General features: G+C 75.0%; 18 protein-coding genes and 1 pseudogene. 12 read left to right on the forward strand and 7 right to left on the reverse strand.

The annotated features are described in order from the left end of the window. Positions 1-135: 135 nt before the first annotated feature. The gene (locus FGD68_RS00585) at positions 136-636 is read left to right on the forward strand and encodes a hypothetical protein (protein WP_119373172.1); all 501 of its coding nucleotides are present in this window, start codon (positions 136-138) and stop codon (positions 634-636) included. 55 nt (positions 637-691) lie between these two features. After that, positions 692-1735, forward strand: a complete 1044-nt coding sequence (locus tag FGD68_RS00590) for a DUF1266 domain-containing protein (RefSeq protein ID WP_119373171.1) — start codon at positions 692-694, stop codon at positions 1733-1735. Here the strand turns inward: FGD68_RS00590 and FGD68_RS00595 are convergent. The 3 genes from FGD68_RS00595 to FGD68_RS00605 form a co-directional block, all read right to left on the reverse strand. Next, entirely contained in the window at positions 1728-2318 is a 591-nt protein-coding gene (locus FGD68_RS00595) for a helix-turn-helix domain-containing protein (protein ID WP_237609651.1), read from the reverse strand. The two genes, FGD68_RS00590 and FGD68_RS00595, sit on opposite strands and share 8 nt — an antisense overlap. 152 nt (positions 2319-2470) lie before the next feature. After that, positions 2471-3535: a glycosyltransferase family 9 protein gene (locus FGD68_RS00600; RefSeq protein ID WP_119373554.1), complete on the reverse strand. Its 1065-nt coding sequence runs from the start codon at positions 3533-3535 to the stop codon at positions 2471-2473. A 67-nt stretch (positions 3536-3602) separates the two neighbouring features. After that, entirely contained in the window at positions 3603-4268 is a 666-nt protein-coding gene (locus FGD68_RS00605; RefSeq protein WP_119373553.1) for a DedA family protein, read from the reverse strand. Positions 4269-4478: 210 nt separating this feature from the next. On the opposite strand from FGD68_RS00605, the gene bla reads away from it, so the two are divergent. After that, positions 4479-5447 (forward strand): class A beta-lactamase, encoded by a 969-nt coding sequence (bla, locus tag FGD68_RS00610; RefSeq protein WP_119373552.1) that lies wholly within the window; start codon positions 4479-4481, stop codon positions 5445-5447. 36 nt (positions 5448-5483) lie between these two features. Here bla and FGD68_RS00615 read toward each other — a convergent pair whose 3' ends face one another. Next, positions 5484-6107, reverse strand: coding sequence for a TetR/AcrR family transcriptional regulator (locus tag FGD68_RS00615; protein ID WP_237609652.1), 624 nt, complete (start codon positions 6105-6107; stop codon positions 5484-5486). A 65-nt stretch (positions 6108-6172) separates the two neighbouring features. Between FGD68_RS00615 and FGD68_RS00620 the strand changes: the two genes are divergently transcribed. Then, complete coding sequence (locus FGD68_RS00620) at positions 6173-6811, forward strand: GNAT family N-acetyltransferase (RefSeq protein WP_237609653.1); 639 nt, start codon at positions 6173-6175, stop codon at positions 6809-6811. Positions 6812-6828: 17 nt separating this feature from the next. Here the strand turns inward: FGD68_RS00620 and FGD68_RS00625 are convergent, their stop codons facing one another. Then, entirely contained in the window at positions 6829-7065 is a 237-nt protein-coding gene (locus tag FGD68_RS00625) for a hypothetical protein (RefSeq protein WP_104235356.1), read from the reverse strand. A 45-nt stretch (positions 7066-7110) separates the two neighbouring features. On the opposite strand from FGD68_RS00625, the gene FGD68_RS00630 reads away from it, so the two are divergent. After that, positions 7111-7581 carry a MarR family winged helix-turn-helix transcriptional regulator gene (locus FGD68_RS00630; protein WP_119373448.1) on the forward strand — a complete coding sequence of 157 codons (471 nt, stop codon included), beginning with the start codon at positions 7111-7113 and terminating at the stop codon, positions 7579-7581. Positions 7582-7901: 320 nt separating this feature from the next. Here FGD68_RS00630 and FGD68_RS00635 read toward each other — a convergent pair whose 3' ends face one another. After that, positions 7902-8090, reverse strand: a complete 189-nt coding sequence (locus FGD68_RS00635) for a hypothetical protein (protein ID WP_119373449.1) — start codon at positions 8088-8090, stop codon at positions 7902-7904. Continuing rightward, entirely contained in the window at positions 8090-8251 is a 162-nt protein-coding gene (locus tag FGD68_RS00640; protein ID WP_181036643.1) for a hypothetical protein, read from the reverse strand. Before FGD68_RS00640 ends, FGD68_RS00635 begins: the two co-directional genes overlap by 1 nt. A gap of 220 nt (positions 8252-8471) precedes the next feature. On the opposite strand from FGD68_RS00640, the gene FGD68_RS00645 reads away from it, so the two are divergent. The 7 genes and pseudogenes from FGD68_RS00645 to FGD68_RS00680 all read left to right on the forward strand — a co-directional run bounded on the left by FGD68_RS00645 (position 8472) and on the right by FGD68_RS00680 (position 16030). Next, the gene (locus FGD68_RS00645; RefSeq protein ID WP_119373450.1) at positions 8472-9317 is read left to right on the forward strand and encodes an endonuclease/exonuclease/phosphatase family protein; all 846 of its coding nucleotides are present in this window, start codon (positions 8472-8474) and stop codon (positions 9315-9317) included. Continuing rightward, the gene (locus FGD68_RS00650) at positions 9311-9970 is read left to right on the forward strand and encodes a hypothetical protein (protein ID WP_119373451.1); all 660 of its coding nucleotides are present in this window, start codon (positions 9311-9313) and stop codon (positions 9968-9970) included. The genes FGD68_RS00645 and FGD68_RS00650 overlap by 7 nt, the downstream gene beginning before the upstream one ends. A 90-nt stretch (positions 9971-10060) precedes the next feature. Continuing rightward, positions 10061-10552: pseudogene (locus tag FGD68_RS00655) on the forward strand (D-glycero-alpha-D-manno-heptose-1,7-bisphosphate 7-phosphatase); the annotation flags it as partial. A gap of 27 nt (positions 10553-10579) precedes the next feature. Further along, on the forward strand, positions 10580-11644 hold the full coding sequence (locus tag FGD68_RS00660; RefSeq protein ID WP_237610015.1) for a glycosyltransferase family 9 protein: 1065 nt from the start codon (positions 10580-10582) through the stop codon (positions 11642-11644). Further along, positions 11641-12693, forward strand: coding sequence for a glycosyltransferase (locus FGD68_RS00665; protein WP_119373751.1), 1053 nt, complete (start codon positions 11641-11643; stop codon positions 12691-12693). The genes FGD68_RS00660 and FGD68_RS00665 overlap by 4 nt, the downstream gene beginning before the upstream one ends. Beyond that, on the forward strand, positions 12690-14636 hold the full coding sequence (locus FGD68_RS15535; protein ID WP_317207884.1) for a glycosyltransferase: 1947 nt from the start codon (positions 12690-12692) through the stop codon (positions 14634-14636). The genes FGD68_RS00665 and FGD68_RS15535 overlap by 4 nt, the downstream gene beginning before the upstream one ends. Beyond that, complete coding sequence (locus FGD68_RS00680) at positions 14633-16030, forward strand: PfkB family carbohydrate kinase (RefSeq protein ID WP_237609654.1); 1398 nt, start codon at positions 14633-14635, stop codon at positions 16028-16030. Before FGD68_RS15535 ends, FGD68_RS00680 begins: the two co-directional genes overlap by 4 nt. Positions 16031-16087: the final 57 nt, after the last annotated feature.

A 16087-nucleotide genomic window follows, 5' to 3' on the forward strand; every position in this document is an offset into this window, starting at 1 on the left:
GTTGTTTAGCGTGGGTGTACCGTTCGGCAAACGCGGCCGTAGCTGATCTCACCCTACGGCGGTACGTTTCGGATCGACGGGGCGGCGAGGACGATGCTTGCGAACTACACTCGACAGCGTAAAGAGGGCCTGAAGATGGAACATTCGAACCTGCCGCGCGGCGCGACGTTCCGCGGGAACCTACTGTCGCGGCTGACGCTCGTGGAGCGGTCGCAACCGGAGGGCGTCGCGATCGTCGAGGGCATCGAGTTCGCCGACGCCTCGACGACGCTGCTCACGACCTCCGGGGACCGGATCCGCGTGCCGGGGTGGGCGACGAGCGAGGAGATCCATGAGGCACTCGCCGCCGTGATGCCGCTCGCGCTGCTGGACACGAACTGCTGGCAGAGCTTCCCTTCCGACATGACGCCGTGGGCGATCTGGCTGACGCTGCACTACGACCTCTCGTCGCTCGAGGGTCACCTCGACGACAACGTGCCGGGGCTGCACCTGGTCGAGGTGCATCGCGACGGCGAGCTCGCGCGCATCGTGACGGGGCTCGGCGACGAGCGCTTCCGGCACGAGGTGCCGCTCACGGAGCAGCCACTCGCGATCCCGGTGGACCTCGCGTTCGAGGTCATGCGGCTGCGGCGCTGAGCTGAGCGATCGGCCGGGCGGTGGCGCGGGTCCGCCCGGTGGATAGGCTTCGCGCGTGACGCTGCAGAACCACCCCGGCGAGGTCGAGTTCCCCGTTCGCGCGCGCGTGCGCTACGCCCAGATGCTCAACGCACAGCGGATGAAGCCGCGCGGAGGGAGTGGGAAGCGCGCGCTGCTCATCACGGCCTTCGCGCTGCCGTTCGGCGTCGTCGGCAGCGGGCTCGGGATCCTCGTGGCGACGTCCGGTGAGCCGGAGGGCGGCCCGGCGATGCCCATCGTGCTGTTCGCGCTCGGGCTGGGCATCGGCATGCTCGTCGCCTCGATCGTGTTCCAGCAGATCGACGCGCGGGCGCCTCGGCGGGACCAGCTCGATTACGTGGCCCAGGCGCGGATCCGACCGGTCACGCTCGAGGAGCAGCAGCTGCTCGCGCTCGACGCGGTGAGCGACTACTCGTTCGGTGGCTGGAACTCGTCGCTCGCGTTCCAGCCGACGTGGGCCGAGATGCCTGCGGAGCTGCGCGCGAAGCACGCCGACGGCGCGACCGGGCACGAGTGGGTCGGCCTGCCGATGACGACGCTCGCCCAGCATCGAGCCGCCCTCGACACGCAGTTCCGCATCGCGTCGCGCGACGACATCGAGCTGTTCGTGGCGGATGCGCTGGCGCAGGGGCCGCAGTCGGCGCGCTTCGCGGAGCTGGCCGCGTCCGAGGAGGCGGAGCGCATGGTGTCGCGCATGGCCGCCCTCACCGGCCGGAGCGAGTTCGAGATCATCGACCTGACCCGGCCGCACGACGGCCGGCCGCCCGTGCTGCTGCTCGCGGGCGACAGCGAGCGCACCATCGGCGCGATCCGCTACGCCTACATGGCCGGGTACCTGTCCGCGGACGACGCGTGGGCGCTGATCCGGCAGATCGGCGCCCGGGTGTTCGCGACCTACGACGGCTGGGACGCCTACTGGGCGGACGTGTCGCTCGCGCTCGCCTTCCGCACCGACAGCCTCGACGCGGTGATGTCGCAGCGGCGGGTGCGGGATGCGCTCGTCGCGTCCGCGTGGCCGGCGGCGACGGTGCCGTGGCCGGCCGGGGTGCGGGTCAGCTGACCGGATGCGTCGGAGCTGCCGCGGGCGTCGCGACCGCGGGCGTCACCGTCGAGGCAGCCGCGGCAGCCGCGGTCGCCGCGGTCGCCGCGGTCGCCGAACGATGCTCGCGGCGGCGCTGGCGGCGGGTGCGGGTGCTGCGGCTGAGCGGGTAGTGCGCATCCAGCCGCGGCTCCAGGAGGAGCCGCCGGAGGGCGAGCGCGATGAGCGTGCCGCCCAGCCAGTAGGCGAGGAAGAGGGCGAGGCCGTTCGAGATGGTGAAGGCCACGAGGGTCAGGACGATGCCGACACCGACGAAGAGCAGCACCCAGGCGCGCGTCAGGCGGTCGCGGTCGCCCTGCTGATCGCTCGTGCGGGATTCCAGGGAGTCGACGCGGCTGTTGAGGTCGGCGTCGTCGATGGCGGAGAAGAGGTCGCGGACGGTGACGCGCAGCGCCTCCGCCACGAGCGAGAGCGTCTCGAGGCTCGCGTCCTCCCCCGCCTCCAGCCGTTGGACGGTGCGGACGCCCACTCCGCTCTCGGTGGCGAGGCGCTCCTGGGTCCAGCCCTGCGCCTGACGTAGTTCGATGATCCGTGTCGTGTTCATGCGTCCCATGCTCGATCCGCCCCTCCCGCCAGCACCACGCCAGCGACCCGCCGGTGACCCGCCGGGCGGCCGCCATCGACCCGCCAGCCCATGCTCGCAGGGATACGCGGCCGCGTCGGGCCCCGGTTCGGGGCGGGAGGCAGCCGCGCGGATCAGTCGCGCGGCTCGCCCGTGAGGGGGCGGATCACGCGGTGGCCGTCGAGGGAGCGGGCCGCCTCGAGGACGTGGGCGGGCGTGATCGCGAGGAGCGCCGGATCCGGGATCGCGGAGAACGTGTCGCCGAGGCGCTGCGACGCGTCGGTCAGCACGATGTGCGGGCCGGACGCGGGCGGGCCCCACTCCTCGGGCGGGGCCGGGCCGAAGATCACGACAGAGGGGATGCCGTATGCGGTCGCGAGGTGGGCGGCGCCGGTGTCGGCGGAGATCACGAGGTCGGCGGCGGCGATGATGCCGGCGAAGGCGTCGAGGGCCAGCTCGCCCGCGAGCACGGTCGATGTGGGCATGCCGGCGAGGGAGGCGACCTCGAGGGCGCGTTCGCGCTCCTTGTCGGAGCCGGTGAAGACGACCGTGCGCCCCTCGTCGGCGAGCGCGCGGGCGACCTCGGCGAAGCGGTCGACGGGCCACTGGCGGGATCCGTAGGCGGCGCCCACGTGGATTACGACGGCGTGCTCGGCGACGGGCGGCTCGACGGGCACGAGGATGCCGACGTCCTCGGGATCCGCGGGCATGCCGTGCCACGAGACAAGCCGGGCCCAGCGGTACCGCTCGAGGACGTGGTCCTCCCAGGCGGGGCCGTCGGCGGCGGGCATCCCGTCGAGCTCAGGCGCAGCATGGCCGAGCGTGCGGTGCGCGCGCAGCTCGTGGAGGAGGGTGCGGCTCTCGATCCCGGCGCCGTGCAGGTTGATCGCGAGGTCGACCGTGCCGGGTTCGCGCGCGATGGGGTGGTCGAATCCCTGCTGCGGGAGGTGCTCGTCGACCATGCCGAGGAGCGTGACGACCGGCGCCAGCCAGCCGGTGGTGGCGAGCGAGATGCGGGCGTCGGGGTGCGCGCGGCGGATGGCGCGGAGCGCGGGGACGGCCACGAGGATGTCGCCGAGCTTGATGGCGCGGAGGACGAGGACCTCTTCCGGGTGCGGCTCCCCGGTCGCGGCGTCCGCGGATCCGGCGGTCGCGGGCCGGGCTTCGGGGAAGGCGTCGGGGACGCCGGGGGTCTGCATGGATTCCAGCCTGGCAGAGGGGACGTGCGGCGGTCGGGTCGTGCCGCCGCCGGGACCCGGGCGCCTGTCAGGCCGCCCGCACCCGACGGATCAGCCGCGACACCACGAACCACACCACGAGCAGCGCGATGATCCCGATGGCCGCGTAGGAGATCAGGCCGCTCCACTCCTCCAGCACCGGGCGGATCGCCGGGCCGAACGCGAAGCCGAGGCCCACCCAGATGGCGTTCCAGGCTCCGGATCCGATCACGGTGTAGAGGGAGAACCGCCAGATCGGCATGCGCTCGATGCCCGCGGGAATGGAGATGAAGGAGCGCACGAGCGGCACGCACCGGCCGAGGAGCACGGCCGTGCCGCCCCAGCGCGCGAAGAAGGCCTCGGCCTTGTCGAAGTCGGCGTGGTCGAGCAGCGGGATACGGCCGACGAGGCGGCGCGTGCGGTTCCGGCCGAGCGCGGCGCCGATCGCGTACCAGATGAGCGCGCCGAGGAGCGCGCCGACGGTGGCCGCCGCCCACGCGCCCCACGCGCTCATGCGGCCCTCGTAGGCGAGGAAGCCGGCGACGGGGAGGATCGCCTCGGACGGGATCGGCGGCACGAACGTCTCGATCAGCACCGCGAGGCCGACACCCACCTCCCCGAGCGTCTCGATGAGCGAGAGGACCCAGCCGACGAAGCCGTCGTAGCCCTCGCTCGGATGGATCTCGCCGGGGGTCACTGCCTGGATGGCGCTCATGCGGCCTCTCGTTCTCTCGGGGGGTCGGGCGTCGTCGTCCCGGGAATCCTAGGGAACGCATTTCCACGTCCGCTGAATCGGGCGCGTGGTCCGGCCGGGGCCCCTGCCTCCACCCCTCGGGGGACGACGTGCGCGTCGCCGCGGGAGAGGCTGGATCCGCGGCCGACGCGCCGCATCGCACCCGCCCGACGCCTCCCGAGGAGCTCCGCCGTGATCCACCCCGCCCCCTCCACGCGCCTCGCGCTCGCCGCGACCCTCGCGACGACCCTGCTCGCCGGATGCGCGGCCCCCGCCGCCGAGGCGCCGACGGCCCCGCCCGCGTCCGCATCCCCCGCGCCCTCCGCATCCGCCGCCCCCGCGGTCGACCAGGCGGCCGCCGACGCCGCGTTCACCGCGCTCGAGGGGCGCTTCGGCGCGCGCCTCGGCGTGCACGCGGTCGACACCGGCACGGGCGCGGAGGTCTCCTGGCGCGGGGACGAGCGGTTCGCGTACGCGTCCACCATCAAGGCCCCGCTCGCGGCCGCGCTGCTCGACCGCGTCGGCATCGCCGGGATGGAGCGCGCCGTGCCGATCGAGGCGGCCGACATCCTCTCCTACGCGCCCGTCACCGAGACGCGCGTCGGCGGCACGATGACCCTCCGCGAGCTCGCCGATGCCGCCATGACCCGCAGCGACAACACCGCCGCCAACCTCCTGCTCGAGGCGCTCGGCGGCCCGGCCGAGCTGGACGCGGCGCTCACCGCCCTCGGCGACGACACCACCGTCGTCTCCCGCACCGAGCCGGACCTCAACGAGGCCACCCCGGGCGACGACCGCGACACCACGACACCGCGCGCCGCCGCCGCGCTCCTCCGGGCGTACGCGCTGGGCGATCCGGGCGCCATCGCGGATCCCCTCGACGCCGACGAGCGCGCCCTCTTCACCGGCTGGCTGAAGGCCACGCAGACCGGCGCGACGCTCGTGCGCGCCGAGCTGCCCGCGGACTGGACGGTCGGCGACAAGTCCGGCAGCGGCGCCTACGCCAGCCGCGGCGACGTCGCGGTGATCTGGCGGCCCGACGCCGCGCCCATCGTCATCGCCGTGCACTCCTCCAAGGACCAGCAGGACGCGACGGCCGACGACGCCCTGATCTCCGGCGCCGCGAAGGCCGCGGTGCAGGCCCTCGGGGCGCTCGACTGACGCGACGGGACGCCGCCCGGCGAGCGCGCGTCGGGATCAGCGCCCGCCGTCCTCCGCGAGCAGCGCCAGCGCCCGGGACAGATCCCCGACCGCCCGCTCGGCAGCCCGATCGGCCCCGTCGTCCCGGCGCGCGAGCCAGGCGCCGATGATCCCCCGCATGCCCGCGACCGCGAGCGCCGCGCACCGGTCGGCGCGCGCGCCGTCGAGGCCGGCCGCCGCGAACCGGCGGCGCGTCTCCTCCACGTAGCGGCCGTGCTCCCAGGCGGGCAGGTCGGCGAGCGCCGGGATCCGCTGCACGGTCGCGGCGAGATCGATGAGCACGCGCTGGCGGTCGGGCTCGCGGCGCACGCGGTCGAGCTCGGCGCGGAGGGTCAGGGCGACGACATCGCCGAGCGGCGCGCCCGCGGGATCCTCGGCGGCCTCCAGCTGCGCGACGACCGCATCGACCTCCTGCCGCAGCAGCGCGCCGAGCAGCTCCTCCCGCACGCCGAAGCAGTAGTGGAAGGCGCCGTGCGCGAGCCCGGCCTCCGCGGTGATCGCCCGCGTGCTCGCTCCCGCGACGCCCGTCACGGCCATCACCCGCACCGCGGCATCGAGCAGCTCGGCCCGCCGGGCGTCCCGAGATCCGTAAGCGCGGGTGCTCTCGGAGGCGGCCTTCATGGGAGAAAGCTACCAAGCGGGACAGATTCGGCCATGTGGCCGAATCTCTGATCTAGCGTCGGAGCATGAGCACCGACCGCCCCATCTCACCCGCCATCCGCACGGCCCGCGTCGCCGACCTCGAGGACGTCACGCGCGTCCTCGCGGAGGCCTTCGCCGAGGATCCCGTGCTGGCCGGCTTCGTCCCCGCCGGCCCCCGGAAGCGCGAGCGCCTGGCACTGCTCTTCGCCGCGCTCCTGCGCAGCGGCCCGCTCCCCGACGGGACGGTCGACGTCGCGGTCGACGCGCGCGGCGGGATCCTCGGCGCGGCGGTCTGGGAGGCACCCGGCGGCATCCCCGCGCACCGGACCCTCCGTCAGGCGCCGACGTTCCTGCGCGCCCTCGGCGTCGCGGGCGCCCTCCGCGCGGCCACGCGCCTCCGCACCCTCGACCGCGCGCGACCGGGACTCCCGCACTGGCGCCTGGCCGAGGTCGGCGTGGGCGCGGCGGCGCGGGGTCTCGGCGTCGGATCCGCGCTCCTCGCCCACGGCCTCACCCGCGTCGACGCCGACGGATCCGCGGCCTACCTCGAGTCGTCGACCGAGCGGAACCGCGCGCTCTACCTCCGCAACGGCTTCGCCGAGCTGGGGCCGCTGACGGGCCTGGACGGCGCACGGCCGGTGGCGATGTGGCGGGCGGCGCGGGTGGAATTGCCGGTTCGCTGAGGCGCCGGCGCGCGGGATCAGACCGGGCAGCGCACCTGCGTGCGCGCTCCAGACCGGTCGATGTCGTGGTCGGGCATCGGCTTCCCGCACATGGGGCAGAGGCGCGACTGCGGCTCCGGCACCGGGTCGTCGGTGTACGGGCCGAGCGGGGGCGCGCCGAGGTACGGACGGAGCCGCTCGTTGAACCGCTCGACGGCCGCCCCGAACCCGCGCTCGCGCCGCGGGCCACCGTCTCGATCTTTACCTCGTGTCATAGTATTCAGTGTACGCGGTAATTCAGCAGGCGGCGAGGAGCTGGCATGGCACACGAGGGCGCGACGCGCACGGATCCCCTGGCGCTCGAGAGCCAGGTCTGCTTCGCGGCGGTGCTGGCGGCGAGATCGGTCGTCGCGCTGTACCGGCCGATCCTCGAGCCGCTGGGCCTCACGCATCCGCAGTACCTCGTGATGCTCGCCCTCTGGGAGCGCGACGGCCGCTCGATCTCCGACCTCGGCGGCGCGCTCGCCCTGGAGCCCGCGACCATCACGCCGCTCCTGAAGCGCCTGCAGTCGGCCGGCCTGCTCGAGCGCGCGCGCAGCGTGGAGGACGAGCGCGTCGTGCGCGTCACGCTCACCGAGGCGGGCCGCGCGCTCCGCGGCCAGGCCGAGCGGGTGCCCGCACGTGTGGCCGAGCGCACGGGCATGACCCCTGCGGAGCTCGGCAGGATCCGCGACGACCTGCACGCGTTCCTCGCGCGCATCGACGCCGCCCCGGATATCGCGGGCGCCTAGCCCTGGTACTGGATGGCCACCCCTGAAGTGCCACCGCCGTCGCCTCAGGCTCCGACCCTCACCTCTCTGAGGCGACCTCGAGCGCTCACTCCGACACCGCCGCCGTCGTCATCTCCGGCAGGAAATGATGATGCTCTCACCTCGTCCGACTGCCTTTCTCACCGCTTCTTGGTCATCCGACAGAAGCCTGAGCAACAACGGAATGGCGCATTCTTAAACGGCGAATGCGCTTATGCCAATTTCCAACGGAAGTTCGCCGATGAATGCCCCATCGAGTCGCACTTCGACCACATACGACCCTGCATCGACAATCTGCGGAGCTACGCCAATCCGTGCATCAGGGCGGCGGCCTTGTCGAACGAGCTGGGATAGGGATCGACGCCACCGAATCCGTTGAACGCCCTGCCGACTGCCGCGTGCACGCCGTTGGCATCCCGCACCCCGGCACCACGCCCGCCGAACTCCAGATTGATCTGGACGACCGCCTCGAAGGAGAGGGCGACGACCATCAGGCCAGGCGGCGGAGCAGCTCTGCGTGTCGCTTCGCGAGGATCCGGGCGACTCTCATGGTCTCCTCGACCGATGCGACACGGTCGTCGCGAGGAGAGTCGATCGCGGAGTCAGGCTGGCTGAAGCCGACCACCTGCTGCTCGCTCTCCCGCACACCCATGGCGTCTACGGTAGTCGACCGAGGTGAGGAGGTCCATGGATCCGGTCGCACCCGTGGACGAACGGCACGCTGTCACGTTCTCCGGGTACGCCCCAGGACCATTCGGCCAAGCCGGACCCCTGGGGCGGTCGTCTTCTCCGGCCACGAGGAGCACGCGCCCGCCCGTGACGGTTCCCCGCCAGGGACGCTCGGCACCGGCGCTCTGGGGGACGATGGACCCATGACCCTCAGCGCCGACGGCACCCTCACGGACGGACGGGCGCTCGTCGGCCCGGTCGACGCCCCCGAGCTGCACGTGATGACGTACAACATCCGGCGCCTGTTCCGCCGGTACCGGCCGGGCAGCCCCGACCGCTGGGCCGACCGCGAGCCGCTCATCGCCGAGGTCCTCCAACGCGAGCAACCGGCGCTCCTCGGCACGCAGGAGGCGATGCCCACACAGGGGCGCGCGCTGTCGCACGCGCTCGGGCGGCACTACCGGCGGATCGGGCACGGCCGCAACGCCGACGGCCACGGCGAGGGCTGCCCCACCTTCTACGACACCCGCCGCCTCGAGCTCACGAGCTGGCGCCAGGTCGCGCTGTCGGACACGCCCGCGGTCGCCGGATCCCGCAGCTGGGGCAACATGGTGCCGCGGATCGCCGTGGTCGCCGACTTCGTGGACCGCGCGACGGGCCTGCCGCTGCGGCACGTGAACACGCACTTCGACCACCTGTCGTGGCGGTCGCGCGAGGAGTCCGCGCGGATGATGCTCGAGATCGTCGCCGAGGTGCAGGTGCCCACGATCGTCTCGGGCGACACCAACGCGGGCGTCGACACCGCGCCGCACCGGCTGCTCGTGGAGTCGGGCGCGCTCGTGGACGCGTGGCCCGCGGCCCGCGAGCGCCTCACGCCCGAGTGGGGCACGTGGTCGAACTACAAGGCGCCGAAGCGCACGACCCGCCGCATCGACTGGATGCTCGTGACGCCCGACATCGAGGTGGAGCGGGTCGGCATCAACACCACGCGCGTCGGCGGGCGCGCGCCGAGCGACCACGAGGCGCTGCAGGCGGTGGTGCGGTGCTGACGGATCCCACGTCGCCGATCCCGCCGGACGCGCCGGCTCCGCCCGAGGACGTCGCGGCCTTCGCCGGGCTGGCCGGCCTCACCTTCCTGCAGCCGCCGCGCGGGATCACGGCGATCCTCGCCGACGCCGTGCGCGTGATCGGGCTGCTCACGTTCCTCTTCTCCGTGTTCGCGTGGACGGGCGTCACCTCGGCGATGTTCGCGCTCGCGCTGCTCGGGCTCGTGGCGCCGCGGGGTCTCGGGGCGAGGCCCGGGCTGGATCTCGCCATCGGGATCACGACGCTCGTCTCCGCCGCGAGCAACCGGCTCGACCTCTACGAGCTGCTGCCGTGGTGGGACATCCCCGCGCACCTCGTCACGACGGCGGCCCTCGCCGCGCTCGTGATCCTGCTGGCCGACCGCGCAGGCGTGATGGTCGACCGGCGGCCGCTGCCCCTCGGGTTCCTCGCGCTGACCGTGGGCCTCGCGCTCTCGGCGCTGTGGGAGCTCGGCGAGTGGGCGGGGCAGGCGTGGCTCGACCCGGAGATCCTCACCGGGTACTCCGACACCATCGGCGACATGGCGGTCGGCGGGCTGGGCGCGCTGCTCATCGCACCGCTCATGCCGATGCTGCTGGCGCGGTCGCGGTGGATCGCGGAGGCGCCGGCGCGCTGACGGCGAGGGGGCACGGAGGCGATCCGACTCCCCGAGGAGAAGTGCTCCGGGCTGGGTTTGGGTGGGGGAGCAGTCGGGTACGGGCCGATCATGCGCTCGCCCGGGAACGACCTCGAGGCCGTCCTGTTCGACCGGGACGGGACGCTCGTCGTCGACGTGCCGTACAACGGGGATCCGGCCCTCGTCGAGCTCATGCCCGGTGCCCGCGAGGCGGTCGACGCCGTGCGCGCCGCAGGACTCCGCATCGGGATGGTGACCAACCAGTCCGGCATCGCGCGCGGTCTCATCACGCGCGCGCAGGCCGATGCTGTCAACGCGCGCGTGCAGGAGCTCCTCGGCGCGTTCGACCTCGTGCTGCTGTGCCCGCACGGATCCGACGACGGCTGCGACTGCCGGAAGCCCCGGCCCGGCATGGTGCTCGAGGCCTGCCGGACGTGGGGCGTGGATCCGTCGCGCGTCGCGGTCGTCGGTGACATCGCGGCCGACATGGGCGCCGCCCGGGCCGCGGGCGCGCGCGGCGTGCTCGTGCCGACGCCCGTCACGCGCGAGGAGGAGGTGGCCGAGGCGGAGCTGGTGGCCCCGACGATCCTCGACGCGGTGCACCTGCTCATCCCCGAGCCCGCGCCCCGCCGCGTGCTCGTCGTGCGGCTCGACTCCGTGGGCGACGTGCTGATCTCGGGGCCCGCGGTGCGCGCGGCCGCCGCCGACCACCGCGTCGAGGTGCACCTGCTCTGCGGTCCGCGCGGCGCATCCGCCGGCCGGCTGCTGCCCGGCGTGCACGCGGTGCACGTCTGGGACGCGCCGTGGATCTCCTCCCCCGCGCCCGCCGCCGACGCCGCCTCGGTCGACGCCCTGCACGCGATCCTCGCCGAGGTCGACGCCGACGAGGCCGTGATACTCACGTCCTTCCACCAGTCGCCGCTCCCGCTCGCGCTGCTGCTGCGGCTCGCCGGCGTCGGGCGGATCACCGGTGCGAGCGTCGACTACGCCGGCTCCCTGCTCGACGTGCGGCTCAAGCCCGGCGAGGACCTCGACGAGGACCAGCCCGAGCCCGAGCGCGCGCTCGCGATCGCGGCGGCGGCCGGGCACGCGGTGCCGGCCGACGACGACGGGCGCCTCGCCGTCCTCCCGGCCGAGCTGCCGTCCGACGTGGACGCGCTCCTCCCCGAGGGCCCCTTCGCGCTCGTGCACCCCGGCGCCGCGGTCGGCGCGCGCTCGTACCCGGCCGACCAGCACCGCGACGCGGTCGCGCTGCTGGCCGCGCGCGGGATCCCCGTGGTCGTCACCGGCGGCCCCGACGAGCGCGGCCTCACGGCGCACGTCGCCGGATCCACCGCCCTCGACCTCGGCGGCCGCACCGACCTCGCCGGGCTGGGCGCGCTCATGCGCCGCGCGGCCGTGCTCGTGAGCGGCAACACCGGGCCCGCCCACCTCGCCGCGGCCGTGGGCCTGCCCGTCGTCAGCCTGTTCTCGCCCGTCGTGCCGCCGATCCGCTGGGCGCCGTACCGCGTGCCCGTGACCCTGCTCGGCGACCAGGACGCGGCCTGCAGGCTCAGCCGCGCGCGCGACTGCCCGATCCCGGGGCACCCGTGCCTCGCGGGCGTCTCGCCCGAGGAGGTCGCCGACGCGGTCGAACGGCTGATGGCGACGAGCCGGGCGGAGGTCCCCGCATGAGGATCCTGATGTGGCACGTCCACGGCGGCTGGACCGACTCGTTCGTCCTCGGATCCCACGAGATCCTGTTCCCCACGACGCCCGCGCGCGACGCATGGGGCCTCGGCCGCGGCGGCCGCGCGTGGCCCACGAGCGCGCGCGAGGTGGATCCGTCGTCCCTGTACGACGCCGACATCGACCTCGTCCTCCTCCAGCGCGTCGCCGAGATCGCGGAGGCGGAGCGCCTGCTCGGCCGTCGCCTCGGATCCGACGTGCCCGCCGTCTTCCTCGAGCACAACACCCCGCGCGGCGCCCCGACCGAGACCGTGCACGCGCTCGCCGACCGCGACGACATCCCGGTGATCCACGTCACGCGCTTCAACGCGCTCATGTGGGACACCGGCGTCGCACCGACCACGGTCGTCGAGCACGGCGTGCCCGACCCGGGCGCGCTCTACACGGGCGACGTCGCGTCGTTCGGCGCGGTGATCAACGAGCCCGTGCGCCGCGGCCGCATCACCGGCACCGACCTGCTGCCCGCGTTCGCGGCGGTCGCGCCCGTCGAGGTGTTCGGGATGGGCACGGATCTGCTCCCGGGTGCCTTCCCCGACCTCGGCGACCGGATCGTGCCGCGCGGCGACCTGTCGACGGCCCGCATGCACCCCGAGCTCGCGCGGCTGCGCGCCTACGTGCACCCGCACCGCTGGACCTCGCTCGGGCTGTCGCTGCTCGAGGCCATGCACATGGGGATGCCCGTGCTCGTGCTCGACGCGACCGAGGCGTCGCGCGCGGTGCCGCCGGACGCGGGCGCGCTCTCGTCCGACCCGGCCGACCTCGTGCGCGTGGCCCGTCTGCTCGCCGCGGATCCCGACGAGGCTGCCCGCCGCGGCCGCGTCGGCCGCGAGGCCGCGCTCGCCCGCTACTCGCTCGGCCGGTTCCTCCGCGACATGGACGCCGTGCTGCACGACGCGGTGGACGCCGCCGCCGCGCGCCGCGCCCGCCGGGCACTCGCCGGATCCGGCTCCCCGACTCCCCCGCATCACCCGCTCGACGAGAGGACGACACGATGAGGATCGCGATGATCTCGGAGCACGCCAGCCCGCTGGCGACGCTCGGCGGCGTGGACGCCGGCGGCCAGAACGTGCACGTGGCCGCGCTGTCGGCCGCGCTCGCGGACGCGGGCCACACCGTCACCGTCTACACGCGCCGGGACGACGCGGCGCTGCCCGCCCGCGTCGCGTTCGCGCCCGGCGTGGAGGTCGTGCACCTCGACGCCGGACCCGCCCGCGCGGTCCCCAAGGACGAGCTGCTGCCGCACATGGGCGAGCTCGCCGACGGCCTGCTCGCCGACTGGCGCACGGCGCGGCCCGACGTGGTGCACAGCCACTTCTGGATGTCCGGGGTCGCCGCGCTCGACGCCGCCGCACGCCTCGCGTCCTCCCCGGTCGGCGCCGCCACCGCACCGCCCGTGCTGCACACCTTCCACGCGCTCGGTTCCGTGAAGCGCCGCCACCTCGGCGCCGAGGACACCAGCCCCGCCGCACGCGCCGAGCTCGAGCCGGGCGTCGGCCGCCGCGCGGATGCGGTCATCGCGACCTGCTCCGACGAGGCCGCCGAGCTCGTGCGCGCGGGCGTCGACGCGGCCCGCATCACCGTGATCCCCTGCGGCGTCGACATCGGGCACTTCACGCCGCGCGCCGACGACGCCACCGACGCCGACCCGACGCGCCCGATGCGCGTCATGGTCGTCGGCCGCCTGGTGCCGCGCAAGGGCGTCGACCTCGCGATCGAGTCCCTCGGGATCCTCGCCCGCCGCGGCCTCCGCGACGTCGAGCTGGTGATCGTCGGCGGATCCGGCGACGCCGCCGACGCGGGCGAGGACGCCGAGGCCCGCCGCCTGATGGACGCCGCCCGCGGCGCCGGGGTCGCCGACCGCGTGCGCCTGCAGGGCCGCGTCTCGCAGGCCGACATGCCCGCCGTGATGCGCACCGCCGACGTCGTGGTCTGCGCGCCCTGGTACGAGCCGTTCGGCATCGTGCCGCTCGAGGCGATGGCTTCCGGCGTGCCCGTCGTCGCGTCGGCCGTGGGCGGCCTCACCGACAGCGTGGTCGACGGCGTGACCGGGATCCTCGTGCCGCCGCGCGACCCCGCCGCCATCGCCGACGCCCTCGGGGAGCTGCTCGCGGATCCCGCGCGCCGCCGCAGCCTCGGCCGCGCCGGCCGCGACCGGATGGAGCACGGCTACGCGTGGTCGACCGTCGCCGCCCGCACCGCCGACGCCTACCGCGCCGCGATCCAGGCAGCCGCACCCGACGCGCTCCCCGCCGACCCGACCGTGGTCGACGCGCACCTCGACGCGCTCGCCCCCGTGCTCGCCGACCTCCGCACGCACGCGCCGCGCCTCACCGCGTGGGGCCGCGAGATGGCCGACCGCATGAGCCATGGTGCGCGCCTGCTCGCGGCCGGCAACGGCGGATCCGCGGCCGAGGCCCAGCACCTCACGAGCGAGCTGGTGGGCCGGTTCGACGGCGACCGCCGCCCCTTCTCCGCGATCGCGCTGCACTCCGAGTCGTCCGCGGTCACGGCCATCGGCAACGACTACGGCTTCGACGAGGTGTTCGCCCGGCAGGTGCACGCGCACGCGAGATCCGGCGACATCGTCGTGCTGCTCTCCACGAGCGGCCGCAGCCAGAACCTCCTCCGCGCCGCGGCCGCCGCGCGCGCCGCCGGAGCCACCACCTGGGCGATGACGGGACCCGGCCCGAACCCGCTGGTGGAGGCGTGCGACGAGCACATCGCGCTCGACGGGCCGTCGGCCAACGTTCAGGAGGCGCAGCTCGTCGCCGTGCACGCGATCTGCCGCTCCTTCGAGAGCCGCCTGCGGGCGAACGACCGGGCGGCGGCGCGCGCGTCCGCCGCCCCCGCTCCGGTGTCGGGGGCCGCATCCGCGTCCGTCCCCGTGACGGTCGCGCCCGCGTCCGCCACGCCCGAGCCCGCCGAGGTGCCCGCGTGAGGATCGTCGTGGTCGGCGACGTCCTGCTCGACGTCGACATGACCGGCGCCGCGCACCGCCTCAGCCCCGACGCGCCCGTGCCCGTGATCGAGGTCGAGGAGTCGCTGCCCCGCGCGGGCGGAGCCGGCCTCGTCGCCACGATGCTCGCGCGCGACGGCCACGACGTGCGCCTCGTCACCGTGCTCTCCGACGACCGCCACTCCGCGACGCTCCGCGAGTGCCTGCAGCGGATCGAGGTGGTCGCCGGCCCATCCGGCGCGCCCACGCCCGTGAAGACCCGCGTCCGCGCCGACGGCCACGCCATCGCCCGCATCGACGAGGGCTGCGCGCCGCCGCCCACGCCGGCCGCGACCGACGCGATGCTCGACGCGATCGCCACGGCCGACGCCATCGTGGTCGCCGACTACGGCCGCGGCCTCACGCGCGATCCACGTCTCCGCACCGCCCTCGACGCGCGCGCCGCCCGGGTGCCGCTGGTCTGGGATCCGCACCCCGCGGGCGAGCCGCCCGTCCCGAACACCGCGCTCGCCACCCCGAACACCGCCGAGGCGCGCGCGTTCTCGGGCGTCGCCGGGCGCGACGTGGCCGCGGCCGCCGACGCGGCCCGGATCCTGCTCGAGCGGTGGGGCGTCCGCACGGTCGCCGTCACCATGAGCGAGCGCGGCGCCCTGCTCGTGTCGGCGCCCGCCCCGGGCTCGGGCTCGGAGGGCTCGGCCGGCGGATCCATGCCCGTCGTCGTCCCCGCCCCGCTCGTCGCGACCGGCGACCCGTGCGGCGCCGGCGACCGGCTCGCTGCCACGGCCCTCGCGGCGCTGGCCGCGGGATCCCCCGTCGAGGACGCCGTGCGCGACGCCGTCGCCTCGGCGGCCGAGTACGTGGACGCGGGCGGCGTGGCCACGCTCGTCGGCCCGCCCGCCGCGCGCCCCATCGGCGGCCACGCGGCGACCGCGCTCCAGGTCGTGCGCGCGACCCGCGCCGCGGGCGGCACCGTGGTCGCGACCGGCGGCTGCTTCGACCTCGTGCACGCCGGCCACGCCCGCACGCTCGCCGCGGCGCGCGCGCTCGGCGACTGCCTCGTGGTGCTCCTCAACTCGGACGACTCGGTGCGCCGCCTCAAGGGACCCGAGCGGCCGATCATGACCGAGGAGGACCGCGTCGACCTCCTCATGTCGCTCGGCGTCGTGGACGCGGTGGTGCTCTTCTCCGAGGACACCCCGGAGGAGGCGCTCCGCTCCATCAAGCCCGACCTCTGGGTCAAGGGCGGCGACTACCGCGCCGAGGACCTCCCCGAGTCGGCGGTCATCGCCGAGTGGGGCGGCCAGGCCATGACCGTGCAGTACCACCCGGGCCGCTCCACCACGAAGCTCGCCGGCGCGCTCGCCCGCGTCGGCTGAGCCCCTGATCCGCACGACTCCCCGAACCACCGCGCCGAACGGGCGCGATCCGCTCCA

Source organism: Clavibacter californiensis, from assembly GCF_021952865.1.
In the GTDB taxonomy this organism is placed as follows: domain Bacteria; phylum Actinomycetota; class Actinomycetes; order Actinomycetales; family Microbacteriaceae; genus Clavibacter; species Clavibacter californiensis.